Below are 16,604 nucleotides of genomic sequence, written 5' to 3'. Positions count from 1 at the left end.
ATTCCTCAATTCCGACGATGTAATAAGTCCCGTTAAAACAACCGAAGACATAAAAACATTGGCGATTTATTGTGCAACAGCGTATTCCGCGCGCAAAGCTTTCTTGTCAATCTTACCGACACTGGTTTTAATGATATTTTCAACTTGCTTGAATTGAGTAAGTAACGCATGCTTTGGAATTGATCCGCGGTCGACAAACAAACGCACCTGTTCTTGTGCAGCCGATTCTTTAAACAGATTATTATCTACGATCAGTAATGCCAACGGACATTCTCCCCAACGCTTGTCCGGAACACCGATAACTGCCACTTCCTTGACACCGATGACTTGAGTGAGGGCATTTTCCAACTCCAGTGATGATACCCATTCACCAGCGACTTTAATGACATCTTTCAGACGATCAGTAATGTACAGATAACCATTGGAATCCATGGTGCCGATATCCTGTGTATGCAGATAATCGCCACGCCAGAGTGCCGCACTGGCTTCAGTATTATCGAGATACCCGTGCGTTAACCACGGCGCGCGTGCAACAATCTCTCCGCTGCTTTGACCATCATGTGCTTGTGACTGCATTACTTCATCGACGATCTGCAGATCCACCAAGGGTATTGCACGCCCGGCACAGCATAATTTTGCCAATGTATCATCTGTCATCGGATCTTGTGCAGTAGCATTTAATTGCGCCAACGTAAGTATAGGTGCTGTTTCGGATAAACCATACCCGGCAAAGCAATCGATCCCCATTTCCAATGCCTGTCTGGCCAGTACCTGGGGCAATGCCGATCCACCAATAACGACTTTCCAGCCGCGAAGATCCACTCCGGCTGCTTGTGCCGCGGTCAGCATCATTTTCAATAAGGTTGGTACACAGTGCGAACATGTAACCTGTTCTTCACGAATTAATCGCAGCAACATATCGGGTGCGTACCGTCCTGGGTAAACTTGCTTTATACCAAGCAATGTAACGATGTAAGGAATGCCCCAGGCATGCACATGAAACATCGGTGTCAGTGGCATATAAACATCTTCGGAATGAAAACGTTGCTGTGCTGCCGGTGCAGTTAAGGCCATACCTGCTGCTAGGGTATGCAATACTAATTGCCTGTGCGTGTAATAAACACCTTTAGGCACACCAGTCGTTCCTGTGGTATAGAAAGTTGTCGCCCGGGTGTTTTCATCAAAATCACTAAAATTAAAGCCGTCTTTTTGATCTGCCAGCCAGCATTCATATTCATTATCAAATTGCAAAATGCTTTGTGGTACTGCTGTTTTATCCGCCATGACAATATACTTTTGTATTCCAGGCAATTCTGCATGAATACTCTCGATAATCGGAATGAAATCCGCATGCAGCAGCAACATCGAGGCGCGGGAATGATTCAAGGTATAGGCAATCTGTGTCGGTGTCAGTTTAGTATTGACTGTCATCAATGTCGCACCATACATTGGTATCGCGAAATAGCATTCGAGATAGCGATGACTATCATGATCCATAACTGCAATTACATCGTTCTGCTGCAAACCATATGCGGCCAATGCGGCACCGAACCGTCCAATGCGATCATATACCTGACGGTAACTCAAGCGTAATTGATCGCGATAAACAATTTCCTGATTGGCTGCATTCGCTAGTGGTGTATGCCAAAGTTGTTTCAGTAACAGTGGGTATGATGTCATATTTGTTTTAGCGCATAACCATTAGGAGGATTGTGTCTCCTATGAGAATGCTTGATGTTGTGTACTTATCTTTCAACCGGCTTTCAATCCGGATAACTAAAAGGATTCGGATTGATCATTTTTGAGCGCGCGCCAAGCGTTTCCTTTGCCAGATAATAACACCTGTTACTGAAAGCATGGCAACGAGTAATCCCAGCACCGAGATTATGATGCGTCCGGGCAGGCCAAGGATCCGTCCGGAGTGTAACGGAAATTGAGCGTCCAGGAAGATATCGCCTGCGCTCCCGGTTCCAGGTATTTTTTCTCCCAATAAAGAGCCATCCTGGCCGTCGAAATAAAGCCAGGGATTACCAAGGCCAAACTCTGCATGATCTTGTCCCGGTTCATGAAATGTAACACCATAAATACCATATTCCGGATCATAAAACATGCCTCCTAATGGAATGCTCCAATTCCTTTTTTGCGATTCCGCATGGGCTAGTTCGATGATTTCGCTGCGAGCAATCATGGGTTCGATAGGTTCATCATGTGGATTAGGAGTACGTATTGCAAAGGGATCGGGGGTAAGGGTGGAAAAGATTGAGACGATGGGTCGGGAGATTTCCAATTTAAGATTCATCGAGACTGCTGTCACGGCAAGTATCAATAATAGCCCCCATAGCCATACCCCGCCGGAACGGTGTAGATCAAAATTCAACTTATAACTGCCTTGTCGCCAGCGAAAAGCAAATGATTTCCGCCAGACTTCAAAATTGGGAAATGAAATCCATAGTGCAATGAAGCAATCGATGGACCACACAATTGCCAAAATGCCCATTAATACAATGCCTAATTCAATATCAAAAGCATCCGGAATGTGCATGCTATAGTGCAGTTTATACAGAAAGGGAATGAAGTTCTCGCGGGTGAGCGAGATTTCGCCCCACATACGGGAGCCACGTAGTTCTCCACTCACAGGATCCAGTGCGATTTGATTGAATCCCAAATCAAATGCCTTGCCTGTACTCGGATCTATGCGTCCTTTCACGCCCAGTCCCAGGTTTTCATCAGGCTCGATAGTTAGCGGTAGCCAGGTGATGAGTATTCTGGGATCAGCTGCTTCAAGTTGATCCGCAAGGATGGTCGGAGGCAGCGGATCCCCCTGGCTTTGTCTGTCGAATAATTGCGGATTTAACCATTCATCGAGTTCATGATCCCATGAAATGATTGCGCCGGTCAGGCCCGAGATAAAGAGGAAGACAGCTAAAAAAAGACCAGCCCAGCGATGTAATAGCGTTAGAATCTGACGATTTACTCTGGATTTTCCGGATTGTTTTTCTTGCTGCTCAATTGCAGCCGGTATTGCAGATTCAATATATTTTTTCATAATGTTAAGCTACGCCATGGGCGGTTATCAGCGGTGAGACGATTGCTTCAGATTCGGTTTTTGATGACTGCGCATCAACCTGAGTCAAACGACCGTTTTCCATGCGGATAAGGTGATCGGCCAAGTGAAAATAACGATCATCGTGGGAAATGACTAGTACTGTTTTACCCATTGCACGTAATTCGGGAAGCAATTCATGATAGAAGATTTCCTTAAAAACAGGATCCTGATCAGCGGCCCATTCATCGAATACCAGAAATGGCCGATTCTCAAGATAAGTGATCGCAAGAGCCAAGCGTTTGCGCTGTCCTTGCGATAACGTAAGCGTAGTAAAGGCACCATTCTGGACTTTTACTTTATGCTGTAAGTGCAATTTCGTTAAAAGCTCGTTCCCCTTTTTATCCAGATCATTTTCATGCCTGTCTTCAAGTAATCGATCAAAAAGATGGAAATCGGAAAAAATTGTCGAAAAGAATTGCCTGTAATAATCACGATTCACATCATCGATAGTTACGCCATTAAGAATAACTTTTCCTTCTTCCGGAGGATAGAGGCCTACCAGCAATTTTGCTAAAGTTGTTTTGCCGCTGCCATTACCTCCAACCAGGAAAGTAATTTCTCCAGGATGAAATTGTAAATCTATTGGGCCTAGCGTAAACATTTCATCTTTCTGTTCATGATAATAGCGATGTAATACATTTTCCAGCTTGATGGATTGCAATGGCGGCAATTCAACTTTATGGGTTTGCGATTCGGAAGAAGACATGGAGCGCGTAATTTCATCGATGCGTTCAGCCGAAACCTGTGCCAGATTTGCGCGGGGAATATTCAATAACAGAGCTTCAAGCGGTCCCAACATATAAACAAATACCAACGCATATCCCGTCATGATCAATGTTCGATCGGGAACATCGCCCACTAGCATGAATAACACCATGCCAATAAATGCATAAATCAGAAAATTCCCCCAGCCTGCTGAAGCTACAAAAATGGACATGCCGAGCGTCCGTTCTTTACGCACTTTCTCAATTGATTGCCCGAGCACATCATTATAAAAAGCAGCGCGCTTGTCTCGATTGAGACGTAATTCCTTTGCACCGTCCGTGAGTGAACGAAAATAAGCAAATAAGTTATCCTGTTCCTCAGCAGCAATATCCAGGTGTCGTATGGCGCGAAGATGGGCAAGATGATATCCAAGCGAGCCAAATCCGATGACAAGGAGCGCTAATAAGAAAACCTGCCATGACAGAAAAGCCATGTAAACCAAGCAGCCGGCAACTACAACAGCATTTGTCAGAATTACCGGGAAACTAACGAAAAATTCGGCTACACGGGTGCAATGTTCGGAAAGTGCGGATTGTATGCGCGCTGCGCCCAGTAATTCGAGTTGTCGGTAATCAGCGACAATCACCCGTTTTGCAATAAAGCCGCGAAGCTCGGCGTGCGCGCGTTGTCCTAGCCGTTCAAATAAAATGGCGGCTACCACATAACTCACCATGACGCAGAATGCTGTTGCTGCGAATATGAGTGCCATTTTTCCGTTATCCGATTCGGCGGTTGTCAGTGCGGCGCTGATTTGTGCAAGCAGCAGAACACTACAAATTCCATGCACTATGCTGGCAATTGACGCGCTTAAAAGTAAAGGTTTGGATTGTTTAATAAGATACTTCAACATGATTTATCCATTTCGGAAAAGATATCAATAGTGACGAATGATGAAAGCAAATATTTACTTTCCTGAGCTGACGCAGGCAGTAATTTTAAGTAGTTAAACGATTAACTGAAGAAGTATTTGTGGGCGGTCATTTCTCGCTATTTGTCAGTGGCAGAGCCATTCTCCAATTTTATTGAATTGCCCTGAAAGATGAGTGGAATAGTTATCAAAAAGTAAAAATAATAAATAATAATACTTCTCATTCGTCTTCAAAAATAGATAAAGAAATTACAAAAATAATCTCTCATTGGAAATGAATGAAGCAGTTTCAATTAAATGATCAGCCTGGTGAATTATTGATGGAAGAACGGATACTTCCGGTTCGCTTGGTATCTCGTCCGAATCAAATTTGCTATGGCGTCACTTATGAAGATAAAACTTTACGTGTGAAAGAAAATGAAAACGGGAGAGAAACGGTCTGGCATTTATATAAACAATCTGACCAATTAAACTTGGAATGGGCAGATTATTCTCATGAATATCCTGAAGCGACCGAATTATTGGCAGCAATAGAAGCTTCGGTAGTGAACTATCCGCATCAGAAAAAACTATCTCTATTGATTCCAAACGATCATCTCAACGAGCTTTTTGATTCAGGTGTCTTGATTAAGGATGCGAATAATCAGGTTTTTGTTTATGTGGATATTTTTTGGCAGCAAGCCAGAGTATGGCGCCCTTCGACGCCTGTTCAGATTTTTCCCATTCACTATGTCGTAAGTCATGGACGGAGTCATCCGCTACGTCGCCCAAAACCCATCGGTAAAGTTTATCAACGGTATATTTCGTGGCTGGGCCGTACCTTGATTTTTCGGACAATTGATTCGGTAACTGATCTGATCTGTTTCAATCGCTGGATGAATGATCCAGTCGTGGCAGAGTTCTGGCAGGAAGAAGGGGATTTATCCAAACATCGTGCTTATCTTGCTGCTATCGAAGCTGATCCGCATGTAATGGGTTTGATGGGCTGCTTTGACGATGAGCCATTCGGTTATTTCGAAATTTATTGGGCCAAGGAAGACCGGATTTCGCCCTATTACGATGTCAATGATTTTGATCGTGGCTGGCACGTATTGATCGGAGAGCCCCAAATGCGTGGCAAGCCTTTTGTTACAGCCTGGCTACCGTCCATTTCGCATTATTTGTTTCTTGATGATGATAGAACACAACGTCTTGTGATCGAGCCGCGCATTGATAACCATAAGATGATACGAAATCTAGCGCAGTGCGGCTATGCAAATATCAAGGAATTCGATTTTCCTCACAAGCGCGCGATGCTTGGCATGTTGTCACGGGAACATTTTTTTGCTGAACAACTATGGGTGCCGCGTCGCATTTCGTTACCCCAGTCTGTCGCATTATCTTAAGGATCTCATGATGAAAATTTTTGATTTGATCGGTATTGGTTTTGGCCCATCCAACATAGCGCTTGCTATAACGCTCGAAGAGAAAAAACAGGCTGGTTATCCCACCGAGTCCTTTTTTATTGAGAAGCAGCCTAGTTTTGCATGGCATGCCAACATGATGCTGGATAACGCACACATGCAGGTTTCTTTTCTTAAAGACTTGGCCACGATGCGCAATCCGGCCAGTCATTTCACATTTATCAATTACTTACACGAGAAAAGTCGATTGCAGGATTTTATTAATCTGAAAACTTTCTTCCCGAGTCGTCGTGAGTTTAATGATTATCTCGCGTGGGCCGCGGGGCATTTTGATCACTGTTGCGCATATGGTGAAGAGGTGATTGAAGTGTTACCGGAAAAATTCAGCGATGAGATTTCATTGTTGCGAGTCCGGTCCAGAGACAAAAGACAAATTGTTCATGAACGATTAACACGAAGCCTGGTGATCAGCATTGGCGGTCAACCCAGGATTCCGGAAAGTTTTGCACAAATAAAAGATGATCCGAGGGTTTTTCATTCAAATGATTATTTGAAACAAATTAAACAGCATGCGCAGGCCAGGAAAATTGCTGTAGTGGGCGCAGGGCAGAGCGCATCAGAAATTTTTATGGATTTGCATCATCGTTCTGATGCCACGCAAATTGATCTGATTATGCGCGCCCGCTCAATCAAGCCATCGGATGATAGTCCATTCGTCAATGAAATTTTTAATACCGATTTTACCGATTTTGTTTTTAACACCCCGGAGCAAGAGCGGGGAAGAATTCTAGGTGAATTTTGGCACACCAATTATGCGGCACCCGATCTGGTTCTGATCGAACAAATTTATAACGTGTTTTATCAGCAGAAAGTAGCTGATATAAAGCGGCATCGTTTTTTACGGCGTCATGTAGTCAGAAAAGCAATCGCTCAATCAGATGAGATTCAATTCACTCTCCATGACTTGAATGACGATCGTGAGAAAACCTCAACTTATGACGCGGTGGTATTGGCAACAGGGTATCACCGCGATCATTACAAATCATTGCTTGCGCCGCTCATGCCTTATTTGAAGGATTGCTCTGTTAACCGCCAATACCGGATAAACAGCGCACCATCGTTTAAGCCGGCAATTTTTCTTCAAGGTGCTTGTGAGAACAGTCATGGCTTAAGCGATACCTTGCTGTCAGTAACTGCAGTGCGTACCGATGAAATAGCACAAGAATTGATGAATGTCATCAATCAATCAAACAGTGCTCAACCTCAGCGTACAGTAACTTCCGCATTGGCTTAGTTAGTGTATAAAAAATAAATAGCTAATTTTTTGTGAAATTTAAGATGAAACCTCAGAACAATATTAAAATTATTTCGAAATATGCATTCATGTTTTTTGCCTCGCAGTTGATGATCTTTTCATTACCTATTGACAGTCATGCACAATCCAAACAAGGGTCTTCAGCGCAATCTGCTACATCAAGCAGTCCGCAACCAGCATCTGTACCTAAAGCAGAATCGGAAAAAACCGATCCCCCCGTCTTTCCTATGGTTACAGTCGAAGGAAAGGCCGCTGATGAAGTTGCCGGTTATGTAGCCAAGCGTAGCATCACCGCAACAAAGACGGATACGCCGATTCTGGAGATCCCACAATCAATTTCCGTGGTAACACGCCATGAAATGGATATGCGAAGTGTACAGAATTTTACCGAAGCCTTACGCTATGTCCCTGGTGTTACTGTTGATCAGTTTGGGTTTGATGGCCGTGGTTTTGAATATATATTGATGCGTGGCTTCAACGGCAATCCGAATGCAAATTTTCGTGATGGTCTGAGTAATGCAGCGCAAGGGTTATTTTTTAATTCTTTTATCACGGAGACCTATGGCCTAGAGCGAGTTGATGTGCTGCGCGGTCCCTCTTCAGTCATGTTTGGCCGTGGTGATGCCGGTGGTATTGTCAACCGTGTTACTAAAAGGCCCAATGCTAACCCAGTACGTGAAATCGAGTTTCAGTACGGTAACTTTGATCGTAAGCGGATTGCGGCTGATGTAGGTGCTGTCAGTAAGGATGGAACTATAATGTTTCGATTAGTCACGACGGCGCTAGAGACAGGCACGCAAGTCAGGTATCCCAACACCGGCGGCGAACGTGCGCAGATTGAGCGCTTTTACATTGCGCCATCAATAACCTGGCGTCCTACAAATGCCACATCCATTACATTGATGGGTGACATACTGCAAAATCGTAGTGGCTCATCGCCATTTTATATTGCTGCACCCGATGGTAGTTTCTCAAATGTACTGCAAAGCGATCCGAAATTTTCACGATACAATACCAACCAAGCGTCGTTCAGTTATCAAATTGAACATCATTTCAATGAAGCTTTTACTGCGCGCCAAAATTTTCGCTATACACAGCAAACCGGAAATTTCCAGGATTTGTTTTCGAACGGATTCCTTACGGCCGATCGACCTACATTCGCCGACAGGGGTACTTATGCTACCAACGAAAGGTTAAGTCAGATTGTTCTTGATACGCATTTGCAAGGCAAGCTTGATACCGGCCCGTTTAATCATACGGTATTGTTAGGGGCGGATTGGAATCAGACTAATGCTTCTCTTAAATATTTTGAAGGTTACAATAATGGTTTCGTTCCACCTGGCATTGATCTTTTGAATCCTGTGTATGGTGTGCCGATTCCAAGGCCGGATGTGCTTGGGATAAATGCAAAACAACGAATTGATCAACTGGGTTTTTATATTCAAGATCAAATACGGTACAACGAAAATTGGATTCTGACACTGAGTGGGCGGTATGACAGAATTCATTCTAAAGATAATGATTTGTTGAGTGTTTCAACAACCCGGGTCAAAGATAGCGCATTTACCGGACGGGCGGGCTTGACCTATCTGTTTTCGAATGGCATTGCGCCTTATTTCAGTTATTCACAATCCTTCCTGCCGCAAGCCGGTTTTGATTCAAATAATAAACCTTTTGATCCCACACGCGGTGAACAATTTGAGGCGGGCATCAAATACCAGCCTGTGGGAGGAAGAAGTTTATACACGGCTGCATTTTTTGATCTCTCCAAAACCAATGTATTATCGCGGGATCCAACCGATGAAACGGGTTTTCGCTTTATGCAATTGGGTGAAGTACGGTCGCGCGGCGTCGAGCTGGAAGCGCGCGCGGAATTATTGCGAGGCCTGAATATGATCGGTTCTTTTACTTATCATGATGTGGAAAATGTCAAGGATACTGACTTCAGAGGTAAGAGGCCCGTGCAAGTGCCAACGACTATGACATCCGGGTGGCTGGATTATTCTTTCGGAGCATTGGGTATTGATTGGTTGCGGGGCTTTGGGTTGGGAGGTGGTGTTCGGTATATCGGTAGGGTATTTAATGAAGAGGATAATATAAGCACTACACCATCCTTTACATTATTTGATGCCACGCTACGCTATGAAAGAGGACCCATGCTTTTTACCGTCAATGCCAGCAATATCTTTAATAATAAATATATTGCTTCGACATTCTTCGGCAGGCACTATCTAGGTACCGAGCGCACGGTGATCGGTACGTTGGCTTTCAGATTCTAGATACATTCGCTGGATTCGTATTCATAATCCCCTTCTTTGGAGAATAATCATGCCACTTGATGAGGATTTGGCGGCATTTCTTGAGCTTGTCCAGAAAAGCGTAATTTGCGGGGAAACAACCCCGATGCATTTACTGACGCCAGAAAAAGCACGATTGGATTACGATCTTTCAACTCAAATACTGGATGTTTCCGGACCGGCCGTTGCGAGCGTGACGGAAATTTCTATTTTGTGTCGTGATGGAGGATTAATTAATGCGCGACTATATAAACCAATCGAGTTCGCGCAAGTTACAGTTCCTCGCCCGGTGTTACTCTATTTTCACGGAGGAGGGTACTGCATCGGCGGACTTGAATCGCACGATTCGCTATGCCGGTCTTTGGCAGCATTGACTCCGTGTTATGTACTGAATGTGGCTTATCGCTTGGCGCCAGAATATCGTTTTCCTACGGCAGTACAGGATGCACAGGATGCCTATCGATGGGTGGTATCAACCGGTGCCGAATATTCTTTGGATCCAAGCCGGTTGGCAGTGGGTGGTGATAGTGTCGGCGGAACTTTGGCCACTGGATTGACAATTACCGCTCGTGAAGAAATGTGGCCACAACCGGTGTGTCAGATATTGCTTTATCCGTGTACAAGTGCTTGGCAGGATACCGAATCTCATCGGCGTTTTGCACAAGGGTATTTGCTTGAAGAAAAAACGTTGCAATGGATGTTTATGAATTATCTTCGCGACAAACCTGATCGAACTGATTGGCGTTTTGCACCGCTCCAGACAGATAATTTATGCAATCTTGCTCCGGCATTTCTGCTTCTTGCAGAATTCGATCCTTTGCTGGACGAAGGAATCGAATATGCTGATAAAATGAAAGCTGCAGGTGTTTCTACCCGTGTCAAAATTTATCCTGGAATGATTCACGATTTCGCCCGCCTGGGAAACATTGTGAATGAGGCCCATCAAGTGCGAAAAGATATTGCGGATGTTCTCGCGAGTACATTCTATTCGAACTAGAAATAAAACTGATGAAGAAGCATATTTTCTATTTAAAGATTGGATTAATCTAAGTGATCGGGGTATTTATTCGTTTGGCATTATTTCTTATCTTGACGGGGTGTAATATTTTACCCCAGCGAGACCAGCACGAAGTAGGGGCGAAGCTTCCGCATCAATGGAGTGAGGGACAGCCGGAGATCAGCCAGCCGATCCCTGAACAATGGGTGGAAGTTTTTGAAGATTTGCAACTGCGGGATTTGATTAAAGCCGCTCTGGCCAATAATTATGAACTGAAGGCGGCTGCGGCACGAGTGGATGCGGCGATTGCGCAGGCCCGGATTGATGGATCTGGGCGTTGGCCGCAAATATTCTTTAGTGCCGATCACCAACAAGTGCAGATACGTGAGGCGGGTTTTGGTTCATCGAGATTTGGTGTGTTTGAAGCATTGTTTGGTGTTAGCTGGGAAGTGGATGTATGGGGGCGGATACGTGATTTCCAGCAAGCGGCGATGTCGGAAGCCGATGCCACCCATACCGATTTTTATGGCGCACGACTGTCCTTGGCAGCGCGAGTGGCACAAAGCTATTTTGAATTGATTGAAGCGAAGCTGCAGGCGGCAGTGGTCGAGCAATCGATCAAAGACCGTACCATCATCGCCGATCTGGTACGTGGGCGCTTCCAGCGCGGCTTGGTGCGCGGATTGGATCTGCGTTTGGCACTGACTGATCTGGCTAGTGCGGAAGCGGAACTGAAGATAACTCGTAACCGGATTCAAGCCACTGCGCGCCGTTTGGAAATTTTGCTGGGCCGTTATCCGGAAGGAGACGAGCTGCAAGCAACTGCTTTGCCTTCTTTGCCGGGTGTGATTGCAGCGGGACTGCCCGCCGAACTACTGGAACGCAGACCCGATGTGACTGCTGCTTTCAGCCGTCTGCAAGCAGCCGATTTTCGTGCCTCAAGCTCAAGGAAGTTGCGCTTGCCACGCATTACACTTACTGCGGCAGGCGGCACACGCAGTGCGGATCTAACTGAACTGGTTGACCCCAGATCAGTAGCTTGGAACATGTTTGCAGGGCTTATGCAACCCTTGTTTACAGGCGGGCGAATCGAAGGTGAGATCTTCCGTAATCAAGCACGTGCGGAGGAAGCTTTGAATCTGTATAAAAATACTGCACTCAATGCTTTTCGTGAAGTAGAACAGGCTCTGGCAGCTGAAGAATGGTTGCGGGAGCAAGAAATCTCGCTCAGAAAGGCCGTCGAGCAAACCGAAGCGAGCCAAAAACTGGCGGTTTATTCCTACCGCAATGGCCTGATTCAAATTCTCACATTGCTTGACAGCTACCGCAGCACGCTCGATGCGCAAAGCGCGCATTTGTCGGTTACCCGTCAATTACTGAGCAACCGTATCAATCTATACTTGGCATTAGGTGGAAATGTATAAAAGGCATGATACGGTGATCGTACGTCGCAATTCTATGACTACCGGTGTATGAAGACACGCAGCCAATTATTCATCGCACTTTTGCTTGCGCTTGCAGGCGTATTGATTGCCATTGCTATTGTCAGCTTTCCTCCTCAAGTCGACCAGCAGGAAAATATTGTTAAACCGCCACCGGTGCAGTTTATTAAGGTAAAACCGCAACGATTACGCATGGACGTGCGTTCACAAGGTCGCGTAATGGCGCAAACTGAAATAGATCTGGTGACGGGTGTTTCGGGTAATATCATTAAGGTTTCACCGGTATTTGTCAGTGGCGGATTTTTTAGCAAGGGCGATTTGCTGGTGGCAGTCGATCCGGCGGAATATGACTTGCGCGTGGCCCAAGCGCAAGCCAGAGTGATGGAAGCGCAATATCAGTTAACACGGGAAGAGGCCGAAGCGGAGCAAGCCCATGACGAGTGGCAACAGCTGGGGCAGGGGGATCCGAATCCGCTGAGCTTGAGGATTCCGCAACTGAAGGAAAAGAAAGCTAAGCTTGCGGCTGAGCAAGAAGAACTGAGAAATGCCCGTCTGTTACGCCAGCGTACAGACATAAAAGCGCCTTTCAATGGACGGGTGCGCAGCAAGGAAATCGGGTTAGGGCAATATATTGATGATGGCACCCTATTGGGCAGGATTTATAGCAGTGATATCGTTGAAGTGCGATTGCCTATCAGTACGCACGAATTGGTTTTTATTGATTTCCTTGACTTGCCTCAGCACCAACAATCCGCACAGCCGGCAATTGTGAAATTGACGGCTAATTATCAAGGGCAACAGCAAATTTGGACAGGGAAGATTGTACGCAGCGAAGGTGTTGTTGATCAAGACACCGGAATGATCATCATCATTGCACAAGTCACTGATCCTTTTAGGTTGGCAGTCAAGAAAAATCAATCTGCCGGAGAAACATCACTCACTCCCATTTTGCCGGTGGGTTTATTTGTAGAAGCAATTATCGAAGGACGCTGGTTTGATGATTTAGTCGTTATACCTGCCAATGCATTGTACAAAGAACAACGTGTTGCGATCATTGATTCCGGGAATCGATTGCGCTTCCGCAGTGTGGAGGTATTCAGGCGGCAACGGGAACAGGTGATCATCAAAGCCGGATTAAATGAAGGTGAGCGAGTACTGACGACCGGGCTTCATCATCCGGTTGAAGGAATGGAAGTCGTACCCACTGAGTTTATTCCATGAAATTGATCGTCTGGTTTGCCAAGAATCCGATTGCCGCCAATTTTCTGATGCTGATCATTATCGCAGGCGGTGTGCTGGGTTTAACGATTTCTAAACGATATACGGTTCCTCCCGCACCTCAGAATCAATTGAAGATAGAAATTGTTTATCCAGGTGCGAGTCCTGCAGAAGTGGAACAAGCATTATGCATTCCGATTGAAGCAGCTATCCATGATTTGGAGGGTATTCGATATATCAACTCGGTTGCCGATCAAGGTGAATGCGAAGTAATCGTAGAGTTTGATCCGGAGATTGACGCTGCACGATTCCAGGCAAATGTACAGGCCAGGATAGATCGTATTACAGTTTTTCCGAGAGGTGCTGAAAAGCTAAAAATTCAGGAATTAAATGCTGCTGACATGAATGCAGTAATAATCATGGTGCATGGGGAAGTCGATGCACATACTTTGATGCGTCAACGCGATCAATTGCAACTCATGCTAAGCAAACATCCGGATATCGGAAGGATATTTCCCTGGCCCGAGATTCCTTATGAAATTTCGATTGAAATTACGGAATCCGATTTGCGCCGCTATCGATTGAGTTTTGAAGAAATCGCTGAAGTTATCCAGGGCGCTTCCAATAATATCCCGGCAGGAGAGCTTAAAAAATCGGATGGTAAATTATTACTCAGGAGTAAGAGCCAGGCGATGACCGTGGCTGATTATGCTGCGATTAATCTGCGATCCGATCAGAATGGTATGCGTTTGCTGCTGGGGGATATTGCGCAGATTCGGGAAACTGTCAATGAAAGAGATGTTTTAGCGAGGATCGACGGCAAGACAGCCATGCCGATACACGTCATGTCAAAAGACCGGATTACGACAACAGTGGAAGCGGTTAATGAGGTTATTGCAGCATTCCGTCCCGGATTGCCTGATGGTGTCGGTATTTCAACTTGGGATGATTGGTCGAAATACTATAAACAAAACATGTCAATGCTGATGGATTCGGCTTTATTCGGATTTTGTTTGATCTTTCTGATATTGGCATTAACCTTGCGATTTCATCTCGCGCTGTGGGTAAGCAGCGGGATTCTGATATCAATCATGGGTACCCTTTGGGTGATGCCAATGCTGGGAATTTCATTGAATGCCTATTCAATCGCGGCATTGATCCTGGTATTGGGCATTGTGGTGGATGACGCTATAGTAATAGGTGAAAATATTTACACGCACCAACAACAAGGATTTGTCGGTTTAACTGCGGCGATCAATGGAACCTTGGAGGTTGCTCCCTTGGTTATCATTATGGTGTTGTCGACGATGATTGCTTTTATCCCGGGTATTTTTCTGCCCGGGCTGAGTGGTCATTTGATGTATAACGTATCAGCCGTAGTTATTTTAACGCTGATGTTTTCTTTGTTGGAAGCGTTACTGATACTGCCTTCTCATTTGGCGGCATACCATAACCCGGCTGCCGGGCACGCTCAGACTGATTTGAGAACTTTTTTTAACGCGCTCCAAAGAAAAGTTGATGCAGGATTGTACTGGTTAATTAACAGTCTATATATTCCGACCCTTGAAATCCTGTTGCGTTTTCGCTACATCACATTATCAGCATTCGCCATTGTTCTGTTGATTGCTGTTGCGCTGGTTTCTTCCGGACGTGTTCAGAGCGTTATGGATATGCCGGTAAACGATTATTACATATTCGCGGTTCTTGAGCTGGTACCGGGCACTCCGTTTGAAGTGGTCAATCATGAAATGATGCGGCTGGAACAAATAGCCAATGAAATCCGGCTTGAATTAAACGCGGAGCTTGGAATCGATGCGACGACTCCCTTGAAAGACAGTTTTCAGCATATCGTGACAGTGATTAATGACAATGCCGGTTATGTAGATATTGAAATAGCTATTGATGAGCGTATTCGTTCTCGGATGGATAGTATCAAACAAAAATGGCAGGAGCGTTTTGGCGAACCTGCGGCTGATGGAACTTTAACGATACAGACTTTCTGGCCACGGAATCTTGGAATGCCTGCAACTCGGTCGGCAAGTGCAATTGAGTTAAAATTGATTGCTCCAGATACTGCAACCCAAAGTGCTGCTAGTGAGATACTGAAAGCCAGACTTTCTTCCTATGCCGGGGTTCATAGTGTAACGGGTTCTATGCAAAACGGAAAGCCTGAATTGAATCTCAGACTAAAACCTGAAGCTGCACTTCACGGCTTAACCATGAGAGATCTGGGGGAGCAGGTGCGTAACGGTTTTCTGGGGCTTGAGGTACAACGATTTTTTCTTGATCGCGATGAAGTTCGGGTTATGCTGCGCTTTCCTTCGGAGCATCGTCGTTCTCGGGAAGATTTGAATCGCATGCCGATAAAACTGGTTAATGGGAATACCGTTCCGTTTTTTACTGTTGCAGAGGCGGAATACACGCCGGGTTTTGTTAGTATCACCCGTGAGAATCGTGAGCGAATACAACGCATTAACGCAGAAGTATATAAAGAGAAAGTGAGTGTTGAAGCTATTCTTGCTGATTTGCGTACGAATGAGATTCCCAAGCTGGAAGCACAATACCCAGGACTTAAAATTGAACCAGGTCAATCCCGGCAGAAGCAAGAAGAAACGATGTCAGCGTTGTGGGGTTACGGCGCATTAGCAATACTCGGAATTTATGCAATTCTGGCGGTGCCGTTGCGCTCTTATGCACAGCCGCTAATAATCATGCTGGCAATTCCATTCGGTTTCATCGGCGCAGTTTTGGGCCATTTGCTTTTAAATATACCGCTATCGTTGGAATCTTATGTCGCGTTGTTTGCGGTTGGAGGAATAGTTATCAATGATAGTTTGATATTGGTTGCAAAAATCAATGAGGTTTCACAAAAGGATACATCCGCTTATGGCGCTGTGATCTCTGCCGGCAAAGCACGTTTTCGCGCGGTGTTTCTCATGACTACGACTACTTTTGCGGGGTTGTTGCCGCTGATTAATGCGCAAAGCTCAGATGCGGAAAAGATAATGCCGATGGCAGTCACCCTTGCATTTGGCATATTGTTCTCGTTTTTGGTTACTTTATTTTTGATACCGACCGCTTGTGCTATTTTAAAAGAAATATCTTATCAGAAGCTTATGCATAAAGTGCCCGGATAGATTCTGCAGATGCAATCTTTATGATTATTCTGGAAAGATACTAAATTAATGGTTAA

General features: G+C 45.2%; 10 protein-coding genes. 7 read left to right on the top strand and 3 right to left on the bottom strand.

The annotated features are described in order from the left end of the window. Nucleotides 1-66: 66 nt before the first annotated feature. From ATY38_RS14515 to ATY38_RS14505, 3 genes are all read right to left on the bottom strand, one after another. Nucleotides 67-1,680 carry a long-chain-fatty-acid--CoA ligase gene (locus ATY38_RS14515; protein ID WP_062559918.1) on the bottom strand — a complete coding sequence of 538 codons (1,614 nt, stop codon included), beginning with the start codon at nucleotides 1,678-1,680 and terminating at the stop codon, nucleotides 67-69. Nucleotides 1,681-1,795: 115 nt separating this feature from the next. Then, complete coding sequence (locus ATY38_RS14510) at nucleotides 1,796-3,046, bottom strand: PepSY-associated TM helix domain-containing protein (protein ID WP_082633056.1); 1,251 nt, start codon at nucleotides 3,044-3,046, stop codon at nucleotides 1,796-1,798. 4 nt (nucleotides 3,047-3,050) lie between these two features. Further along, nucleotides 3,051-4,721, bottom strand: coding sequence for a cyclic peptide export ABC transporter (locus ATY38_RS14505; protein ID WP_062559917.1), 1,671 nt, complete (start codon nucleotides 4,719-4,721; stop codon nucleotides 3,051-3,053). A gap of 296 nt (nucleotides 4,722-5,017) precedes the next feature. Between ATY38_RS14505 and ATY38_RS14500 the strand changes: the two genes are divergently transcribed. Genes ATY38_RS14500 through ATY38_RS14470 form a run of 7 tightly spaced genes read left to right on the top strand, consistent with a single transcriptional unit; the run spans nucleotide 5,018 to nucleotide 16,548 of the window. Further along, nucleotides 5,018-6,124, top strand: coding sequence for a GNAT family N-acetyltransferase (locus ATY38_RS14500; protein WP_062559916.1), 1,107 nt, complete (start codon nucleotides 5,018-5,020; stop codon nucleotides 6,122-6,124). Nucleotides 6,125-6,131: 7 nt separating this feature from the next. Next, a complete protein-coding gene (locus ATY38_RS14495; RefSeq protein WP_235590322.1) occupies nucleotides 6,132-7,436 on the top strand; it encodes a lysine N(6)-hydroxylase/L-ornithine N(5)-oxygenase family protein in 1,305 nt (434 codons plus the stop codon). 44 nt (nucleotides 7,437-7,480) lie between these two features. Continuing rightward, entirely contained in the window at nucleotides 7,481-9,736 is a 2,256-nt protein-coding gene (locus ATY38_RS14490) for a TonB-dependent siderophore receptor (protein WP_062559914.1), read from the top strand. 49 nt (nucleotides 9,737-9,785) lie between these two features. Beyond that, on the top strand, nucleotides 9,786-10,751 hold the full coding sequence (locus ATY38_RS14485; protein WP_062559913.1) for an alpha/beta hydrolase: 966 nt from the start codon (nucleotides 9,786-9,788) through the stop codon (nucleotides 10,749-10,751). A 53-nt stretch (nucleotides 10,752-10,804) separates the two neighbouring features. Continuing rightward, on the top strand, nucleotides 10,805-12,175 hold the full coding sequence (locus tag ATY38_RS14480; protein WP_062559912.1) for an efflux transporter outer membrane subunit: 1,371 nt from the start codon (nucleotides 10,805-10,807) through the stop codon (nucleotides 12,173-12,175). Between the two features lie 48 nt (nucleotides 12,176-12,223). After that, the gene (locus ATY38_RS14475; protein ID WP_062559911.1) at nucleotides 12,224-13,414 is read left to right on the top strand and encodes an efflux RND transporter periplasmic adaptor subunit; all 1,191 of its coding nucleotides are present in this window, start codon (nucleotides 12,224-12,226) and stop codon (nucleotides 13,412-13,414) included. Beyond that, complete coding sequence (locus ATY38_RS14470) at nucleotides 13,411-16,548, top strand: efflux RND transporter permease subunit (RefSeq protein WP_062559910.1); 3,138 nt, start codon at nucleotides 13,411-13,413, stop codon at nucleotides 16,546-16,548. Before ATY38_RS14475 ends, ATY38_RS14470 begins: the two co-directional genes overlap by 4 nt. Nucleotides 16,549-16,604: the final 56 nt, after the last annotated feature.

Source organism: Nitrosomonas ureae, from assembly GCF_001455205.1.
GTDB classification, from domain to species: domain Bacteria; phylum Pseudomonadota; class Gammaproteobacteria; order Burkholderiales; family Nitrosomonadaceae; genus Nitrosomonas; species Nitrosomonas ureae.
Note: the sequence above shows the minus strand (reverse complement) of the source record. Positions and strands in the feature narration are given on the sequence as shown.

Bases quoted from the DNA above. Each gene is read 5' to 3' on its own strand.
- ATY38_RS14485 (WP_062559913.1), top strand. From the start codon at position 9,786: ATGCCACTTGATGAGGATTTGGCGGCATTTCTTGAGCTTGTCCAGAAA.
- ATY38_RS14470 (WP_062559910.1), top strand. From the start codon at position 13,411: ATGAAATTGATCGTCTGGTTTGCCAAGAATCCGATTGCCGCCAATTTT.
- ATY38_RS14515 (WP_062559918.1), bottom strand. From the start codon at position 1,680: ATGACATCATACCCACTGTTACTGAAACAACTTTGGCATACACCACTA.
- ATY38_RS14490 (WP_062559914.1), top strand. From the start codon at position 7,481: ATGAAACCTCAGAACAATATTAAAATTATTTCGAAATATGCATTCATG.
- ATY38_RS14495 (WP_235590322.1), top strand. From the start codon at position 6,132: ATGATGAAAATTTTTGATTTGATCGGTATTGGTTTTGGCCCATCCAAC.
- ATY38_RS14510 (WP_082633056.1), bottom strand. From the start codon at position 3,046: ATGAAAAAATATATTGAATCTGCAATACCGGCTGCAATTGAGCAGCAA.
- ATY38_RS14500 (WP_062559916.1), top strand. From the start codon at position 5,018: ATGAAGCAGTTTCAATTAAATGATCAGCCTGGTGAATTATTGATGGAA.
- ATY38_RS14475 (WP_062559911.1), top strand. From the start codon at position 12,224: ATGAAGACACGCAGCCAATTATTCATCGCACTTTTGCTTGCGCTTGCA.
- ATY38_RS14505 (WP_062559917.1), bottom strand. From the start codon at position 4,721: ATGTTGAAGTATCTTATTAAACAATCCAAACCTTTACTTTTAAGCGCG.